The organism is Acinetobacter silvestris (assembly GCF_002135235.1).
GTDB lineage: Bacteria > Pseudomonadota > Gammaproteobacteria > Pseudomonadales > Moraxellaceae > Acinetobacter > Acinetobacter silvestris.
The window spans coordinates 357,733-376,333 of record NZ_NEGB01000001.1 but is presented as its reverse complement, the minus strand read 5'-3'; the positions used below and the strand labels follow the sequence as shown (position 1 = coordinate 376,333).

General features: G+C 38.7%; 19 protein-coding genes. All 19 read left to right on the top strand.

The features are described 5' to 3' along the window. Nucleotides 1–8 precede the first annotated feature (8 nt). The 19 genes from pilW (at nt 9) to B9T28_RS01720 (ending at nt 18,587) form a co-directional block, all read left to right on the top strand. On the top strand, nt 9–812 hold the full coding sequence (gene pilW, locus B9T28_RS01810; RefSeq protein WP_086202554.1) for a type IV pilus biogenesis/stability protein PilW: 804 nt from the start codon (nt 9–11) through the stop codon (nt 810–812). Beyond that, nucleotides 803–1,594 (top strand): helix-turn-helix domain-containing protein, encoded by a 792-nt coding sequence (locus tag B9T28_RS01805; RefSeq protein ID WP_086202245.1) that lies wholly within the window; start codon nt 803–805, stop codon nt 1,592–1,594. Before pilW ends, B9T28_RS01805 begins: the two co-directional genes overlap by 10 nt. 22 nt (nt 1,595–1,616) lie before the next feature. Beyond that, entirely contained in the window at nt 1,617–2,738 is a 1,122-nt protein-coding gene (gene ispG, locus B9T28_RS01800; RefSeq protein ID WP_086202244.1) for a flavodoxin-dependent (E)-4-hydroxy-3-methylbut-2-enyl-diphosphate synthase, read from the top strand. A gap of 3 nt (nt 2,739–2,741) precedes the next feature. Then, nucleotides 2,742–4,037 carry a histidine--tRNA ligase gene (gene hisS / locus B9T28_RS01795; RefSeq protein ID WP_086202243.1) on the top strand — a complete coding sequence of 432 codons (1,296 nt, stop codon included), beginning with the start codon at nt 2,742–2,744 and terminating at the stop codon, nt 4,035–4,037. 30 nt (nt 4,038–4,067) lie between these two features. After that, nucleotides 4,068–4,769, top strand: a complete 702-nt coding sequence (locus tag B9T28_RS01790) for a YfgM family protein (RefSeq protein WP_086202242.1) — start codon at nt 4,068–4,070, stop codon at nt 4,767–4,769. Beyond that, the gene (gene bamB, locus B9T28_RS01785; protein WP_086202241.1) at nt 4,769–5,917 is read left to right on the top strand and encodes an outer membrane protein assembly factor BamB; all 1,149 of its coding nucleotides are present in this window, start codon (nt 4,769–4,771) and stop codon (nt 5,915–5,917) included. Before B9T28_RS01790 ends, bamB begins: the two co-directional genes overlap by 1 nt. A gap of 180 nt (nt 5,918–6,097) precedes the next feature. Then, entirely contained in the window at nt 6,098–7,507 is a 1,410-nt protein-coding gene (der, locus tag B9T28_RS01780; protein WP_086202240.1) for a ribosome biogenesis GTPase Der, read from the top strand. Between the two features lie 176 nt (nt 7,508–7,683). Beyond that, on the top strand, nt 7,684–8,301 hold the full coding sequence (locus B9T28_RS01775) for a beta-ketoacyl synthase chain length factor (RefSeq protein ID WP_086202239.1): 618 nt from the start codon (nt 7,684–7,686) through the stop codon (nt 8,299–8,301). Then, nucleotides 8,301–9,113: a lysophospholipid acyltransferase family protein gene (locus B9T28_RS01770; protein ID WP_086202238.1), complete on the top strand. Its 813-nt coding sequence runs from the start codon at nt 8,301–8,303 to the stop codon at nt 9,111–9,113. Before B9T28_RS01775 ends, B9T28_RS01770 begins: the two co-directional genes overlap by 1 nt. After that, nucleotides 9,097–9,357: a phosphopantetheine-binding protein gene (locus B9T28_RS01765; protein WP_086202237.1), complete on the top strand. Its 261-nt coding sequence runs from the start codon at nt 9,097–9,099 to the stop codon at nt 9,355–9,357. The genes B9T28_RS01770 and B9T28_RS01765 overlap by 17 nt, the downstream gene beginning before the upstream one ends. Before the next feature lie 9 nt (nt 9,358–9,366). Next, nucleotides 9,367–9,615: an acyl carrier protein gene (locus tag B9T28_RS01760; RefSeq protein ID WP_086202236.1), complete on the top strand. Its 249-nt coding sequence runs from the start codon at nt 9,367–9,369 to the stop codon at nt 9,613–9,615. Beyond that, entirely contained in the window at nt 9,612–10,208 is a 597-nt protein-coding gene (locus tag B9T28_RS01755; RefSeq protein ID WP_086202235.1) for a COG4648 family protein, read from the top strand. Before B9T28_RS01760 ends, B9T28_RS01755 begins: the two co-directional genes overlap by 4 nt. A 9-nt stretch (nt 10,209–10,217) precedes the next feature. Further along, complete coding sequence (locus B9T28_RS01750) at nt 10,218–11,906, top strand: ApeI family dehydratase (RefSeq protein WP_086202234.1); 1,689 nt, start codon at nt 10,218–10,220, stop codon at nt 11,904–11,906. A 5-nt stretch (nt 11,907–11,911) separates the two neighbouring features. Then, complete coding sequence (locus B9T28_RS01745) at nt 11,912–12,649, top strand: glycosyltransferase family 2 protein (RefSeq protein ID WP_086202553.1); 738 nt, start codon at nt 11,912–11,914, stop codon at nt 12,647–12,649. A 4-nt stretch (nt 12,650–12,653) separates the two neighbouring features. After that, entirely contained in the window at nt 12,654–13,583 is a 930-nt protein-coding gene (locus B9T28_RS01740) for a lysophospholipid acyltransferase family protein (protein WP_086202233.1), read from the top strand. A gap of 15 nt (nt 13,584–13,598) precedes the next feature. After that, nucleotides 13,599–15,167 carry an HAL/PAL/TAL family ammonia-lyase gene (locus B9T28_RS01735; protein ID WP_086202552.1) on the top strand — a complete coding sequence of 523 codons (1,569 nt, stop codon included), beginning with the start codon at nt 13,599–13,601 and terminating at the stop codon, nt 15,165–15,167. After that, a complete protein-coding gene (locus B9T28_RS01730) occupies nt 15,157–15,582 on the top strand; it encodes an acyl-CoA thioesterase (protein ID WP_086202232.1) in 426 nt (141 codons plus the stop codon). The genes B9T28_RS01735 and B9T28_RS01730 overlap by 11 nt, the downstream gene beginning before the upstream one ends. A gap of 70 nt (nt 15,583–15,652) precedes the next feature. Beyond that, nucleotides 15,653–16,288, top strand: coding sequence for a LolA family protein (locus tag B9T28_RS01725; RefSeq protein ID WP_434057114.1), 636 nt, complete (start codon nt 15,653–15,655; stop codon nt 16,286–16,288). Further along, complete coding sequence (locus tag B9T28_RS01720) at nt 16,263–18,587, top strand: MMPL family transporter (protein WP_086202230.1); 2,325 nt, start codon at nt 16,263–16,265, stop codon at nt 18,585–18,587. Before B9T28_RS01725 ends, B9T28_RS01720 begins: the two co-directional genes overlap by 26 nt. The last annotated feature ends 14 nt before the right edge of the window (nt 18,588–18,601 follow it).

The window sequence follows — 18,601 nt, the reverse complement described above, 5'->3', positions numbered from 1 at the left end:
GAAAACCTCTGTATCAAAAAACAATCGTATATATAGCGATATGTTGCACTGCATTGGTTGTACAAGGGTGTCAGACCATTCCGAATGGTATGATTACTAAAAAAGACCCTGAAAAAGCGGCAAAAGTACGTGCTCAATTAGCAGCTGAATATATCCGTTCTGGTGATTTAGATGCTGCGAAACGTGCATTAGATCAGGCGCTTGAAGCAGAACCGCGTGATTCAAATGCGAATATGATGATGGGCGTGTTACTACAGCGTGAAGGTAGTAAGCCCAATATGGAAAAAGCAGAAAGCTATTTTAAGCGATCAATTTCTATAGATTCTAAAAATGCACAAGCGCGTAATAATTATGGTACGTATTTGTATCAAGTTGAGCGTTATAATGACGCAATTGAGCAGTTCTCAATTGCGGGTGCAACATTAGGTTATGATCAGCGTTTTCGTGCATTGGAAAATCTAGGGCGAATTTATTTAAAGCTTGGTGATGCTGCCAATGCTGAAAAAACCTTTAAACAAGCTTTGCAAGCCAATCGAGATTCTATTATTTCAATGATAGAGTTATCTGAGTTGTTTTATTTGCAGCAAAATATACCCGCTGCAAGTCAACTTTATGAGCAATATGTTCGTTTAGTGGGTCAGAATAACCAAGGGGCACGAGCGCTTTGGATTGGTTTACGTATTGCGCGTGCCAATGGTGATAATATGGGAATGCAGGTGCTGGTGAATCAGTTGCGTGCACAGTTCCCAGAAAGTCAAGAATATCAACGTTATTTGCAATTACAGTACAATACTGAGGCCGTATGGAAGTAAATCCTAATTCACAGCAACCTGCTGCTTCAAATGCAGTACCTAATGCTTTAGGAAATATTCAACGTCCAGGTGAATATTTGCGTCAAGTCCGAGTTTCGCAGATTCGTGATATTCAGGATGTTGCTGCAGACTTGAATATGCCGATAAAAACCTTACAGGCATTGGAGCAGGATGACTATAAAGCATTGCCAGAGGCGACTTTTATCAAAGGATATTATCGTTCTTATGCAAAGTATTTAAATGTCGATGCGACAGCAATTATCCAGCGTTTTGATGAAATTTATGAAAATGATACGGGTTTGTTGCCGAATCATGCTCTAAATAATTCTCCTATTAAAATTATGGGAAAATTGCCAAGTTCTAAAAGTGACCGCAATAGAAAATGGTTGAAACGCAGCATATTAATTTTAGTAGTGATTGCGGTCATCTGTGCAGTTATTATTGGAGTTCAAAACTGGTCGTTGAACAAAGGTGATGAAACTCCAGAAACCAAAGCTCAGGCTTCAGAAGTGGAAGTATTGTCATTAAACAATAGTTCAGCCACATCTGGTGATGAAATGGTGCTTAATTTTAGTCATCCAACGGCTGTGCATATTGTTGACAGTACCGGTAAAGTCTTAGCGACAGGTCGTCAATCTGCGACATTAACGATTAATGGTCAATCGCCATTTCAAATTCGACTGGATGATGCCACTGCGGTAACTTTAAGTTTGAATAATGAACATATTTCATTGTCACCATATACTGTGAACGGAAAAGCAGAATTCCGTTTATCTCGTTAATCACATTGAGTCGAGCAGTACAATGATTGCAAATCCGATTAAACGCCGCCCAACACGAAAAATTCGTGTTGGTTCGGTGTATGTTGGTGGTGATGCGCCAATCAGCATCCAGAGTATGACGAACACAGAAACCTGTGACATTGATGAGACCGTTGCTCAGATTGAGCGTTGCGCTGATATCGGTGCAGACATCATGCGTGTTTCAGTTCCATCGATGGAAGCTGCAATCGCATTTGGTGAAATTCGTAAACGTGTTTCTGTGCCTTTAGTTGCTGATATTCATTTTGATTATAAAATTGCATTGAAAGTTGCTGAAATGGGGGCGGATTGCTTGCGGATTAATCCCGGTAATATTGGTTCTGAAGCAAAAATTCGTGAAGTGGTTGCCGCAGCAAAACATCATGATATTTCCATGCGGATTGGTGTCAATGCCGGTTCTTTAGAAAAAGATATTCAAAAAAAATATGGTGAACCTACTGGTCAAGCTTTGCTTGAGTCGGCGATGCGTCACATTGATATTTTGGATCGTTTAAATTTCCAAGAATTTAAAGTATCGGTTAAAGCATCGAATGTGTTTTTAACCATGGATGCTTATCGTTTGCTGTCTAAACAAATTGATAATCCATTGCATTTGGGTGTAACTGAGGCGGGAATTTATCGTACCGGTTCAGTGAAATCTGCGATTGCATTAGGTGGTTTATTGATGGAAGGCATCGGTGACACGATGCGTATTTCATTGGCTGCCGACCCTGAAGAAGAAATTAAGATTGGTTTTGATATTTTAAAATCACTGAGCTTACGTTCAAATGGGATTAATTTCATTGCTTGCCCGAGCTGTTCACGTCAAGAATTTAACGTGATTCAAGTGATGCAAGCTTTGGAAGAAAGGTTGGAAGATATTCGTACCCCAATGGATGTTTCCGTAATTGGGTGTAAGGTGAATGGACCGGGTGAAGCCAAAGAGGCGGATATCGGTGTGGTTGGTGCTGCACCACGTTCACTGGTGTATCGAAATGGTGAAAAAAGCCATTTGGTTGACACAAATCAGTTGGTTGATGAAATCGAAAGCATGGTTCGTCAACGTGTTATAGAGCTTGAAGAAGCTAAATCTAAAGAGATTATTCGCACCAGTTTTTCTGAGTAGATCATGAGTTCAATTGTCGCAATTAAAGGTTTTAATGACGTACTTCCAAGCCAAACAGCTGCTTGGAGACGTCTTGAGCAACACTTAGCATCATTAATGGATGCTTATGGTTATCAACAAATTCGTTTACCTATCGTTGAACAAACCAGTTTGTTCAAGCGTTCTATTGGCGACGCTACTGATATCGTTGAAAAAGAAATGTACACATTTTTTGACAAAGGTAATCCACCTGAGTCACTCACTTTGCGTCCTGAAGGGACAGCAGGTTGTGTACGTGCCATGCTTGAACATAACTTACTACGCGGAGCAACTCCACGTGTTTGGTATGTTGGTCCAATGTTTCGTTATGAAAAGCCACAGAAAGGACGCTATCGTCAATTTCATCAGTTTGGTGTGGAAACGTTTGGTGTGGCAACACCAGATATGGATGCTGAATTGATTTTGATGACCGCACGTCTGTGGAAGCGTATGGGCGTGGCGGATAAGGTTCAACTTGAGTTAAATACTCTGGGGGAATCGGATGAGCGTGCTGAATATCGTGCTGCCTTAGTCGAATTTTTAACTGCACATAAAGCTGAATTAGACGAAGATTCTCAACGTCGTTTAACGACCAACCCATTGCGTATTCTTGATTCAAAAGATGCACGAACTCAACAAATTTTGGAAAATGCGCCAAAATTGCATGACTTTATGCAAGAAGATACGATGAACCATTTTGCACAATTGCAACAGTATCTCACGGATGCTGGTATTGAGTTTGTGATTAACCAGAAATTGGTACGTGGTTTAGATTATTACAATAAAACTGTATTTGAATGGACAACTACACATTTGGGTTCACAAGGCACTGTATGTGCAGGTGGGCGTTATGATGGTTTGGTTGGACAACTGAAAGGTAAGGTTGATCAAACTGTTCCAGCTGTTGGTTTTGCGATGGGTATGGAACGTTTATTGCTGCTACTTGAACAGGTAGAAGACAATACGCCTGTACGTGATTGTGAAGTATTCTTGGTTGCAGATCCTGCTTATCAAAGTAAGGCATTGGTACTTGTTGAAGCGGTTCGTAATCAATTGGAAGTTATAAATAGTTCAATTCGATTTAAAATGGGTTCGCTTGGTTCAATGAAAAGCCAAATGAAAAAGGCCGATCAATCTGGTGCGATCTATGCTTTAATTTTGGGTGAAAGAGAGTGGGAAGCACAGCATCTTTTAGTGAAAGAGCTTGCAACTGCTGAGCAATGTGAAGTGGCCATATCTAATATTGTGCCGTTCTTTATTGAAAAATTTTCTGTAAAATAAGCGATAAAACATAAGGAAAAGGGTAAAACAATGAGTGCGATGACCGGTGAAGAACAACTTGATGGTTTGAAATCATTTATTCAAAAGTATGGTTCTGCCATGCTTTCGGGTGTGTTAATTGCACTGATTGCCTTTTTTGGTTGGGAATATTGGCAGAAAAAAACATTAGCAACAAACCAAATCCAAACTGCAAAAGTTCAACAGTTAATGGATGAAGCTAAAGCAGCCAGTGGTAATGAAAAAGCCTTTGCTGCGTTAGCGATAGCGGCTGATAAAATTGTAAAAGAAGATCCAAATTCAGTACAAGCATTACAAGCGCAATTGGTAATGGCGCGTTTGGCATATGATAAAGCAGATTATGCAACAGCAGAGCGTGAGTTAAAAAAAGTTGAAAACGCTCAGATTAAAGATGCTGGCTTGTTACAGGTTGTAAAAATTCGTTTAGCCGATGCTCAGCTTGCGCAAAAAAAATATGATGAAGCTTTAAAAACCTTAGCTGCTGTTACAGAGCCTGCATTTAAGGCCACTGCAGAAGAGGCCAAAGGTGATGTTTATGTAGCGAAAAATGATACTGAAAATGCTAAAAAAGCGTATCAAGCTGCATGGAATACCTTAGTAGAACAGAAGAAAGAGCGCCAAATTTTACAAATTAAACTCGAAAGTGTTGGCGTATTGGTAGATGATCCTGAACTTGAACGCCCAATTTTAGAAACGCATGTGGATGAGTCTTAATGAATATAAAATATAAAATACCGTTCGCTTTAGCGGTTTTGACAGTTGCATTGGTTGGCTGCTCAAGTAATAAAGTTAAAGAGGAAAAAATTAAGCCGAGTCCACTTCCAAAAATTGTTCAGGCTACAAGTTTGGTATCTATATTTTCTCAAAGTGTTTCTTCAACACCAGAAGAAGATCCTTTGCGTCTAAGATTAGATGCCAGTAATGGTGTGATTTTTATTGTTAATCCGAAAGGGGAAGTCGCTGCTTATAAAGGTAAGCAACGCCTTTGGGAAGTGAAAGTAACTCAGCAAGAGTTAAGCTCAGGTGTAGAAGCCGCTGATGGGCTAGTGGTTGTCGGTAATAAAAAAGGTCAAATTTTTGCCTTGGATCAAACGACAGGTGCACAACAATGGACGGCTCAATTGTCTGGTGCAATTATTAGTCCTGCTTTAATTCAATCTGGCCGTGTAATTGCAGTTGCCAATGATGGAACAGTATTTGCATTTGATGCAACCTCAGGCCAACAAGCGTGGACTTATAAATTACCGAATGCTCAATTTAGTTTGCGTGGTCAGGCTGCGCCAGTGAGCATTGATCCTCGCACAATTGTGGTTGCAACCTCAAATGGTTATGTTTATGCGATAGATAGCTTAACTGGCGTACCTCGTATGCAACAACGTGTTGCTGTGAGTGAAGGTCGCTCGGATATTCAACGTTTAATTGATGTTGATGGTGATCCAGTGGTTTCGGGGCAATTTTTGGTGACCACTAGTTATCAAGGTCAAGTTACTGTGACAGATTTGGCCTCACAGCGTGTGATTTGGAGTGAGGATGCAAGCAGTATTACGCGTCCAGAAGTTTCAGATAATAAAGTATTCGTTGCACAGGTGGATGGTAAGTTAACCGCTTACGATTTAACGACGGGGCAGCAGCTTTGGCAAAATGAAAAACTGTTAAATCGTAATTTAAGTAATCCTGTGATGCTTGGAAAAAATCTGGTTGTTGGTGATTTAGATGGTTATCTACACCTTATCGATCCAACCACAGGTGATCTAATTGGGCGTAATAAAACCAGTGGTGAAGTTCGTTCGTTACGTGTGATTGATGGGCAACTTTATGTTTCAACACGAAAGGGTGCAGTGAGCGTTTGGCAGAATCGTTAATGCAGAATCGTTAATTTTGTTCTGTCTTGTGTTAAACTAAGACATAGTTATATTTTTTAATGCTCGGGGTGATTGAAAGTTCAATACCCCGTGTTTTTATTTAGGTGATTCACCTATTTTCTTCCTATACTTTCTGATGTTCAGGCCGTTCAAATGGCTGACTTGAATAAAGGTTAATCTATGAAACCCGTAATTGCGCTCATTGGTCGTCCGAACGTCGGAAAATCAACGCTATTTAACCAGATTACCAAGAGTCGTGATGCTCTCGTTGCAGATTTTGCTGGTCTTACTCGCGACCGTAAATATGGTGATGCAACGTATCAAAATAAATCATTCATTGTCGTCGATACTGGTGGTATTGGCGAAAGTGAAGCTGGTATTGACGCTTATATGGCGGAACAGTCAAAAACAGCCATTAATGAAGCAGATATTATTATTTTTGTAGTTGATGCGCGCGCTGGTTTGCTCTCGTCTGATGAACAAATTGCACGTGAAATTCGTACTTTAGGTAAAAAAGTATATTTAGTTGCGAATAAAGTTGATGGTGTACATGCTGAAGCGGCTGTAGTTGAGTTTTATCAACTCGGTTTTGGTGAGCCTATTCATGTTGCAGCCAGCCATGGTCGTGGTGTGGCGCAAATGCTTGAGGAAGTACTTGAAGAAGTTCCTGAAGATGAAGATGGTGCTGAACACGATAAAGCGACAGGTTTACGCTTAGCAATTATTGGTCGTCCGAATGTCGGTAAATCAACGCTCGTAAATCGCTTGTTGGGTGAAGAACGTGTAGTTGCATTTGATGAACCAGGAACGACACGTGACTCGATTTATATCCCGTTTGAGCGTGATGGTCGTCAATATACATTGATTGATACTGCGGGTGTGCGTCGTAAAGGCCGAGTCGATGAAATGATTGAGAAATTCTCAATTGTGAAGACTTTACAAGCGATTAAAGATGCACATGTAATTGTGGTTGTATTAGATGCCCGTGAAGGTGTGGTTGAGCAAGACTTACACTTAATTGGTTATGCTTTAGAAGCTGGTCGTGCCATGGTGATTGCCATTAATAAATGGGACAACATGACTGAATATGATCGTAAGCAATGTAAACTTGATGTTGATCGCCGCTTTGATTTTATTCCATGGGCAAAAGTACATTTGATTTCTGCATTGCATGGTACTGGTGTTGGGGAAATGTACCCATCTATTCACCGTGCTTATGAGTCTTCACATTTAAAAGTTACACCTGCAAAATTGACGCAAATTTTGGGTGATGCAACAGAAGCACATCAACCGCCAATGATCAGTGGGAAACGTATTAAAATGCGTTATGCCCATATGGGTGGCCAAAATCCACCGACGATTGTAGTACATGGTAACAAGGTGGATAAAACTCCTGCTGATTATCGTCGTTATTTGGAAAATGTGTTCCGTAAAGTGTATAAGCTTGAAGGTACACCTGTTCGAATCGAATTTAAAATGTCAGAGAATCCATTTGAAGGGCGTAAATCTCAAATAGATGAGCGTGTTGCAGCACGTAAACGTCGTTATGTTCAGAAATTTAAAAAGGCAGCAAAGAAATTTAATAGTTAATTTTCTGTCATTAAATTAAGAAAACCCAAAGTTAACTTTGGGTTTTCTTTTTTCATAAAACTAAGTGGTTGAAAAAATTCAAGAGTATTTTGTGATGTTTTTTATTGCAAATGATATAATTCAGACCACACAGTATTCTGTGCAATAAGTAAAATATTGGCTAAAGACAATTAAGCATGATTCATATCAATTTATCACAACTACAAATGAGTTGTGCAGGGGAAACTTATCCTGCGCTTGAGCAGATCCCTGCTATGCAACGTCGGCGCTTATCTTCAATTGCAAAATTAGCATTGAGTTGTGCGATTGAAACACTTGCGCAAAATAAAGTGGATTATATCGTTTGGGCATCACAATATGGTGATGAAAGCAAAACCTATAAAATTTTAGAAGATGTGTTGCAAGGTTTGACGCCATCGCCGACACAGTTTTCTACGTCAGTACATAATGCGATTGCCGGTTTATATTCTATTCTTTGCCAAGATAAGACACCATCAACCAGTTTGTGTGCAAATTGGTCTGAAGCGTTATTTGAAGCCTATGCTTATTTGAAAACCAGTGAATATCCAGCTCGAGTTTTAGTAGTGTATTACGATGCCCCTCTGCCTACTGTATATGTGGAATATAAAGAATTTCAATTCTTTGCAATGGCAGCTTTGGTTGAGTTACAACATCCAAATTTAACTGTGACGCTATCGAATATTCAAAATCATACCTATAAATATGTAGATGCTTTAAAATTTCATCAATTCTGGACTGAAGGTTCGGATTCCAAGATGCGTGTGTGGCGATAATGCGGTTGTTCAATACCTTAAAAAATAAGGCTAATTATGTCTGGCGAGTCGGTGTAACTGGCTTTAGTTTTGCAAGTTTTGGTTTGGGTGGGGTTGCAATTGGCGGTGTTATTGCACCTTTGGTTAATTTAACCACTCGAGATCAACAACTTAGAAAGCAACGGGCACAACAGGTTATTAAGCATAGTTTTAATGGTTTTACTGAAATGATGGTAAAGCTGGGGATTATGACTTATGAAGTCGAAGGCTTAGAAAAATTAGTCAGTAGCCAACAAGAACTTGTGATTGCCAATCATCCGACTTTGATTGATGTGGTCGTGTTAATTGGGCTTATGGAAAAAGCCAATTGTGTGGTGAAAGAGGCATTATGGTCAAATCCATTTACCAAAGGCCCAGTACGGAGTGCTGGTTATATTTTAAATGCAGGTTCAGAACAATTTATACATGATTGTGTGGCACATTTAAAACAACAGCAAGCAGCTTCATTACTTATTTTTCCAGAAGGTACGCGCACAGCAAAAGGTGAGTACTTAAATGAATTCCAACGTGGTGCTGCAAATATTGCAATTCGTGCCAATGTGCCTATACGACCAATTTTAATAAAATGTACCCCTTCGACATTAACCAAGAATGAGAAGTGGTATCACATACCATCTGAACCTTTTCATATTCAAATTAAAGTTTTAGATGCAATTCATGTTGATGATGTTTTGGAGGATAATGATATTTCTCCTAAGCAAGTCCGTCGGCTAAACCAAAAACTTCAACAGTTTTTTAACCAAGAGTTATTGAAAAATGAGCAATCTTGCTGATGAATTAAAACAAATGATTATTGATGTACTTGCTCTTGAGGACATTGGTATAGAGGATATTGATACTGACGCACCATTGTTTGGTGATGGTTTAGGCTTGGATTCAATTGATGCTTTAGAGTTGGGTTTGGCGTTAAAAAAACGTTATAACATCCATTTAAATGCAGAATCAGCAGAGACAAAACAGTTTTTTAAATCAATTCAAAGTTTAGTGGCTTTGGTTGAAGCTCAACCAAAAGCTTAAGAGGTTATGATGTTAACGCAAGAACAAATTTTAGAAAAATTACGTGAATGGATGGAAGAATTGTTTGAAATTGAAGCTGAGACGATTCAGTTTGATTCAAACTTATATTCTGATCTAGATGTAGATAGTATTGATGCCATTGATTTGGTTGTTAAAATTAAAGAATTGACCGGTAAGCAAGTTCAGCCAGAAGACTTTAAAAATGTGAGAACAGTTCAAGATGTTGTAATTGTTATCCAAAATATGTTGGCTGAATGAAACATTTCATTAGAGGGGGTGTAGTGATTTTATTGATTCTCTATCCCTTTTTAGTGGGCTGGAGTTTATCGCATGGGCAGTTTGTATGGGTCAGCGTGCTGCTGTTGGTGTTAGGTATATTGCGTTTATGTAGTAAAAGCCACAACCTGATGTGGCCTTTGACTTGGTTTGCCATTTTGTGTGGTGGTTTGAGTTTGCTTTTAAATAATCAGGCTTGGCTAAAAATGTATCCAGTATGTATGAGTGTTGGAGCATTCCTGATTTTTGCTAGTACATTGATTAAGCCCCCATCGATGATTGAGCGATTTGCTCGCTTGGCTGAACCTAATTTACCTGAATCAGGTGTTATTTGGACGAGAAAAGTCACCATTGTTTGGTGTTTTTTCTTTGTGATGAATGCTTTAGTCGCGCTTGCGACGGTGTTATTTGCACCGATGCATGTTTGGGTTATTTATAATGGTTTTATTTCATATGTCTTGATGGGAATTTTACTTTTAGGTGAGTTTATCTTACGGAAGCACCATCAAGGTTTCAATCAAGAACAAAATTCTGACTCCTCAAAGGATAGTCAGTTTAATCATCATCAGAGTTAAGAATTCATCATGCCATGTCATTTCCAAAACTATCTACATTCCAGACAAATGCTATGTATTCGTGATGATTTAAGCACTGTTCGTTTTGTTGATTTTTGGCAAGATGTTTGCCAACAAGCTGTAAGTATGAAGTTATTAAGTCACAAGACTTGGGCACTTTGGGAATCTGACAGTTATGAATTTTTAGTACTTTTATTTTCGGGATTATTGGCAGATAAAGAGATTTTAATTGCACCCAATCGAATAAAAGATTTAGAACTTGAATTGGCTGAGCAAGAGATTTATTTTCTAGAACGACACAATAGTATTGGAACACAACAACAAATATTGCAGCCACAAAAACTATTATTAGATGATGATTTTTTAAATCAGGCGCAAGTCTATTTTTATACATCAGGCTCAACGGGACAACCGAAGAAGATTCCACGAACGTTGAGACAACTCTTGAACGAAGTACAAGGGTTAGAGCAGAGTTTTACTTTACCTGAAACTGTGATTGCGATTGCCACAGTCAGCCATCAACATATTTATGGTTTATTGTTTAAATTACTTTGGCCATTGGCGAGTGGACGTCGCTTTTATCTTACCCAGCTGGCTTTTCCTGAAGATGTCGTAGAAGCACAGCGTAAGTTACGATTTTTACAGATTGAAAACTATATTATTTCAAGCCCCGCATTATTAAAGCGTTGGACAGCTGAAGTCCAGTTAGAAGATTGTATGCAGATTTACTCTTCGGGGGGGAAGTTGGATAGTGGCATTCGTCCTGTATTCAATCGTCCGATTGTTGAAGTATTAGGAAGCTCAGAAACAGGCGGAATAGCACATCGTCATCAGGATGATGCGTTCTGGATGCCTTTTGCCAATGTTGATATTCAAATGACTGAACAACAAGAACTTGCAGTGAAGACAAATCATGCGTTTCGTGAGGATTGGATTTTTACTGGAGATCAGGTACAGGTTGTTGAGGAAAATCAGCCTAAAAGTCCTTTTAGGTTATTGGGGCGTTTAGATCGCATCATTAAGCTTGAAGAAAAACGCTTAAGTCTAGATACAATTGAACAGAAAATTTTATCTCTTCAAGAAGTTGAACAATGTCATGTCTTGGTTTTAGAGCACGAACATCGACAAATATTGGCTTGCGTTGTGGTACTACAGCAAGCAGCTCAACAGCAATTTGAAGAAACCTCGAAAGCAAATTTTGTGGCTGCCTTAAAAATACAGTTAAAAGATAAGTTGGAAAGTATTGCGATTCCTCGGCAATGGCGTTTCTTGCATCAATTACCACAAAACAGTCAATCCAAATTGAATAAAAATGCGCTGCAAGCACTGTTTCAAACCATGTTATTCCCTGTTGTTTTAGAGCAACAGCAGCATGCTGAAGAAGTGCAATTTAAATTAGAATTTCCTGCTGAACTTGCATGTTTTAAGGGGCATTTCCCTAACTATCCGATTTATCCAGGGGTTGGCCAAATCGGTTTTATTCAGCATTTTGCGAAACAAATCTGGGCAGATTTGGATTGGTGTAATGGTTATGAACAGCTTAAATTTCAGGATTTAATTCGACCGTATACGGTGCTGCAACTCAAATTACAACGTAAATTACATAAAGTACATTTTGAAATGAGTACTTCTGACAAGATATTGGCGTCTGGACGCTTATTATTTTCGATAACATCAGATTTGAGGGCAGAAGAATGAACTCAATGACTCAATATAGTTTTGTTATTCCAGTTTATAATCATCCGCATTATCTGGCACCCTTATTACAATATCTCGATCAATTTGACCTACCCATTGTCATTGTCAATGATGGTAGTGAAGCACAGTGTACGCAAATTTTACGTGAATTAGCTGAACAATATTCGAAGATGATTTTGGTTGAGCATGTACAAAATCAGGGTAAAGGGCAAGCGGTTGTGACAGGCTTGCGTAAAGCAGAAAGTATGGGTTTGAGTCATGCATTACAGTTGGATTGTGATGGTCAACATGATTGGAATGATATTGCAAAGTTTCTTGAGGTTTCTCAGAACAACCTGAATACGATGATCATTGGGCAGCCTATTTTCGATGATACTGTACCAAAAGGGCGTTTATATGGTCGTTATGCGACTCATATTTGGGTGTGGATTAATAGTCTTTCCTTTGACATTAAAGACAGTATGTGTGGTTTTCGAGTATATCCACTGAAATCGACTTTAGCTGTTTTAAATAGAGGAAAATTCCAACCGGATATGGGTTTTGATAGTGAAATTTTGGTCCGTTTAAAATGGGACAATGTACCCTTAATGAATATTCCGACCAAAGTGATTTATCCTGAAAATGGCATTTCCCACTTTAATGTGTGGCGTGATAATTGGGGGATATCTAAGGTACATTCCAGATTGTTTGCAGGCATGTTGCTGCGTTTACCGAAATTGATTCGTCAAAAAATTAAAGCTTAAACTCATGGTTAACTCTAATCATTCCTCGCAATGGAGCGAACTCAAAGAAAAGGGGGGCATGCTCCCTTTAATGCTTATGCTTGGGTTTTACCGTTTGGGTGGGCGCTTTTTATGTCGTCTTGTCTTATATTTTGTGATTATGTGGTATTGGCTGTTTTCTAAAATGGCAAGACAGGCATCATTATGCTATTTAAAAAAAGTACATACTTTTGCAGGTAACCAAACTCCTTTTATTGATCAACCATCCATAACGAATACTTATACACATTTGATGCAATTTGGTGAATGTATCCTCGATAAAATTGAGGGATGGCTCGGTCATATTGATGAAAAGAAACTGAATTTACGTGGTCATGAACATTTTCGGGCACATTATCAAAAGGGGGCGATTATTGTCGTTTCACATTTTGGCAATATCGAATTATTGCGTGCCATTAAGTCAGAACAGAAGCAGAAAATTAATATTTTGGTTTATCAAAAGCATGCGACACAATTTAATCAATTTTTAAAAAAGCTCAATACCAAAGCGGACGTACATTTGATTTCTGTCGATGAATTGGGACTAGAAACAGCATTTCAGTTACATGATAAATTAGAACAAGGTGAATGGATTATTGTGGCTGCCGATCGAGTTCCAGTGCAGTCAGCTCGAGTACAAACAGTGAGTTTCTTAGCCGAAGATGCTGAATGGCCACAAGGGGCTTGGATTCTTGCAAATTTACTGAAAGTACCCGTGCTCGCTGTATTTTGTTACCGAATTAAAAATAGTTTTGATGTGCATATCCATAAATTGGCTGATCAGATTGAATTACCAAGAGCTACGCGGTTACACGCAATGCAAAATTTCACGCGTCAATATGTCTCTTTACTGGAACAGCATTGTATTCGTGCACCTTATCAATGGTTTAATTTTTATCATTTTTGGAAGAAGTAATTGGACAAAAATAATATGCAAGTTTTAGTGGTAGGGGAAAACCTATTAACGATTGAAGATGTGATTCGTGTAGCACATCAACAGGTGAAAGTGGCATTGCCTGAGTCAAGTGAATGGCGAACCTTGATTCAACGTGGGGCAGATTTTTTAGATCAGCTGCTTGAAGAAGAAGGGGTCATCTATGGGGTTACTACAGGTTATGGTGATTCATGTTTAGTCGAAATTCCACCACATCAAGTGCATGAGCTTCCATTACATTTATCTCGTTTTCATGGCTGTGGTTTAGGTCAAAATCTTGATTTAGTAACAGCACGTGCTGTCGTGGTCACACGTTTGTGCTCATTAGCCCGTGGTTACTCTGGAGTATCATTTGCATTATTAGAACGATTGGTCTGGATGTTAAATGAAAAGATTATTCCCGTTATTCCTTCGGAGGGATCTGTAGGTGCGAGTGGTGACTTAACACCATTGTCCTATATTGCAGGTGCTTTAGTTGGTGAGCGGGATGTGTACTTGCATGATCAACAACATATCGTTCCAATCTCACAAGTCTATGCAGAAAAAAAGATGTCTGCATTGGTGTTACGCCCTAAAGAAGGCTTAGCATTAATGAATGGTACGGCAGTTATGACTGCAATTGCCTGCTTAAACTATAAAAAATCAGAACAAATCGCTTTGGTTAGCACGCTCATTACTGCGATGAATGTTTTAGCTTTAGAAGGTAACCCTAGTCATTTTGATGAAGTACTTTTTGCACAAAAACCACATCAAGGACAACAGCGTATCGCTTCACAACTACGGACATGGCTGAATAGTGAAGTCCAAACAGCACATCAAAGCCCAAGGTTACAAGATCGCTATTCATTACGTTGTGCGCCACATATTATTGGTGTATTTGAAGATTCAAAAGTCTGGTTACGTCAGTTTATTGAAAATGAATTAAACTCGAGTAATGATAATCCTCTCATTGATCCAGTGAACTTGCGTGTCCTACATGGTGGTCATTTCTATGGTGGTCATATCGCGCAAGCCATGGACAGTTTGAAAATTATGATTGCCAATATTGCAGATCTACTTGATCGGCAATTGGCACAATTGGTGGACCATAAAATGAATCATGGTTTGCCTCGAAATTTAACAGGTTCGAGTCCAGAACGTTTAGCGCTAAACCACGGTTTTAAAGCCGTGCAAATTGGGGTATCTGCTTGGACTGCTGAAGCTTTAAAGCAGACGCTGGCTGCTTCAATTTTCTCACGTTCTACAGAATGTCATAATCAAGATAAAGTCAGTATGGGAACCATTGCAGCGCGGGATGCGAGTCGCGTTATTTTACTGACGGAACAAGTGCTCGCGGCACTGTGTTGTGCCAGTGTGCAAGCCATTCAGCTTAAAGGTCTATCGAAAAACTTAACTCAAGTATTAACACAATTCCAAAACTGGGTGCATGAAAGCTTCACCTTTGTAGAGGAAGATCGACCATTGCAAAATGATTTACAAACCTTGGTTGATCGCTTTGAGCAATTGCAGTTTTTACACTGTGATGCATTCAATGCACTGAATATGGAAAATGATTATGCATGCTGATGTGATTATTGAAATTCCTTTCCATGATGTGGATAGTATGAATATTGTTTGGCATGGGCATTATTTAAAATACTTTGAAATTGCTCGTTGTAAATTGTTAAATGAATTTAATTATAACTATGTGCAAATGAAAGATTCAGGCTATGCATGGCCAGTCATTGAAAGCCATGTTCGTTATGTACAAGGTATCGAATTCCAGCAAAAAATTCGTATACGCGCGCAATTAAAAGAATGGGAAAACCGTTTAAAAATTGAATATCTTATTTTTGATGCAGAATCAGGTCGGCGTTTAACCAAAGGTTATACCACGCAAGTTGCAGTACAGATGCAAAGCCGTGAAATGTGCTTTCAGTCACCGCCCGTGTTATTTGAACGTTTAAACGCTTGGTCAGCATTTTTAGCTGAATCACATTAAGTTATAGAGAAGAACAGAGATGAATCATTCCACAATCCTATTGCGAGATAGAGTTGATGTGTTACAGCACATCCAGTTATTACTAAAATTGCTAGGACTGCTGCTATGTTTGGTACTTTGCTTCTCCTTTTCAAATTTTGCACGTGCGCAAAATACAGAAGTTGCTCAAATATTTAAGCAATTATCTAGTACAGCTCTCGTTCGTGCGCAGTTTCAGCAGCAAAAGAAATTGGCATCTTTAAATAAAACTTTTGTATCAAATGGCAGTGTTTTATTTTCAAAACAACAAGGTGTACTCTGGCAAATTCAACGGCCTGTGCAAGCCAGTTTAATTGTCACACCACAAAAATTAGTACAGAAAACGCAACGCACATTTAGTCAGATTGAGATGAATAAAACACCATATGGCTCAGTGGCGACTATGTTTTTACAATTGATGTCAGGTGATGAAACAGCCTTGGCGAAAAATTTTAATATTGTTTCTGCTCGCTATGCTACAAATCAATGGAATATGATCTTAACGCCTAAAAGCAGTTTATTTAAAAAACTATTCGTGCGTATTGAAGCCCAAGGTCAAAATTTTGTTGATCAAATCGTGATTACGGAACAAGCCAATAATTCAACTGTGATTCAGTTTAGTCAACACAGCGCTCAACCACAAAATTTAACGGCTGCGGAACATGCACTTTTCCAATTGGCAAAATAAGCTTTCAGCGCTTTGGTTAGTTGTTTTATTGATTGTGGCCAGTAATTTAGTCTGGGCTTGGCTACACAATGATATTCATATTCAAACCAATATTTTTGCGTTACTACCCAAAAAAAATCAAGATAAGGCACTGGAAAATACCCAGCAATATGTTAATCAACAGTTGAACAATAAAGTTTTTTTAGTCATTGATACACCTGATGAAAAAGCCTTAGTGCATGCAACGGAGTTACTCAAGCAGCAGGTTCAAGCCAGTACTTTGTGGCAACCATTAAAGCCACAATTAGATACCGATCAATTTGTACAAACCCTATTTCAGCACCATGCTGGCTTGCTTGCAGCTGAAGATGTTGAACATTTAAAACGACAAGATTATTCGGCATTGACCGAGCAGAGTTTATTACAAGTAATGAGTCCGGGGATGCCAATCACCGCTGAATTATTCAAAAATGATCCCTTGTTATTATTCCCTCGTTTTGCAATGGGGCTTGCACATCAACAAAGTAATCCTGCAATAGAAATGGAGCAAGGCTTCGCCACCTTAAAAGATGTAAATACGATTTCACGGTTTTTTACTTTAGAGCTAACGCAAAGTCCATACAATATTGATTATCAAAAAGATACTGAAGTTTGGATGAAGCAGTTCAATCAACAGTTAGCACAATTTAATGTGAAAACCCATTGGACGGGTACGTTATTGTTCTCCAATTTTGGTACGCAGTCGGCTGAAAAAGAGATTTCTAGTATTGGCTTAGGTTCTAGTATTGGCGTTTTGCTACTGGTTTGGTTTGGTTTTAGATCATTACGCCCGATGTTGACTGAATTCATTGCCGTAAGTAGTGGGTGTTTATTGGCTTTTGCTGTCACACATTGGTTATTTGGTGAAATTCATTTAATGACCTTGGTTTTTGGCGCAAGTTTAGTTGGGGTGTGTGTCGATTTTTCGTTCTACTTTATGGCCTTGCAATCACAGCATCGCAAGATCGATGGATTTTCAATTTTAAAACCAGTCTTACCCAGTTTATTCATGGGATTAATGACTACATTGGTGGCTTACCTATTTCTAACCTTTACTCCTTTTCCTGGTTTTAAACAAATCGCCGTTTTTTCAATGGTGGGTTTAAGTTCGGCATGGCTGACCAGTATCTTATTGTTACCTCGTTTAAAAGCATTAAATGCTGAACCAGCTATTCAAACGTTAAAGTTTATTGGCGATGCCCGATGTTATTTTTTACAACATCAAAAATTACGTTATTCGAGTATTGCACTGATTGTATTGATTGGACTTGGGAGTGTTTATTTTTTAAAAAGTAATGATGATATTCGTAATTTACAAAGTATGGATCAACAACTCAAACAGGAAGATCATTATGTGCGCGAACGTTTTGGTCAGGAACAAGGCAGTGATTATTTTGTGATTCGAGCGAAAACTTCTGCTGAGGTTGAAGCGCTTGAGCAGCAACTAATTCAGCAGTTATCAGATTTAAAAATGCAGGGCGTTGTACATAGTTTTCAAGCAATTGGTCAATCTATACCTTCGGAACTTCAGCAAAAGCAAAATATTCAGCTACTCCAAAGTATTCCAAAGTCAGACTTGATACTCTATGCACAAGCGCTGCAATTGAATCCGCAAGACGTATTCAATTGGCAGGTGCATTTGTCTACACAACCAATTTTGAATTTGTCGAAATTTAGCCAACATCCTTTTGCTTTTTTACAGCCAAATGCAACAGAACGTCTGATTTTATTGCAAGGTATTCAAAATGAGCAAGCACTGCAAGACTTGCAAAATGGCTACATTAAACTTTTGCAGCCCGTCAAAAATTTATCCCATTTGTTTAAAGAGCATCGCATACAAGCACAATATTTATTGGCTTATGCTTTGATTGCATTAACGCTTGGTTTGGCTTTTATTTATGGACTCAATGCGATTATTCCGTTGATATTACCAGTGAGCTTAGCCCTGTTAAGTACCTTTGCCGTGCAGGCATGGCTAGGAATAGAAATTAATTTATTCAGTATTATGGGCACATTTTTGATTATTGGGATTGGTGTGGACTATGCGATTTTTTATCGGCATGGACATGATCATCCGCAGGTGGTTGGAATGGCATTATTTTTATGTATGATGTCGACCTTGCTTGGCTTTGGTTTATTGTCATTTAGTCATACTTATGCGATTCATTGTTTTGGATTAACCGTCCTGTTGGGAGTCATTTTTTCATTTATATATGCGACATTGTTTACTCAAGCAGATCAACAGCATCGTGTCATTTTAAATAATCAGCCAAAGAGCTGAAAAATAGGGGAATA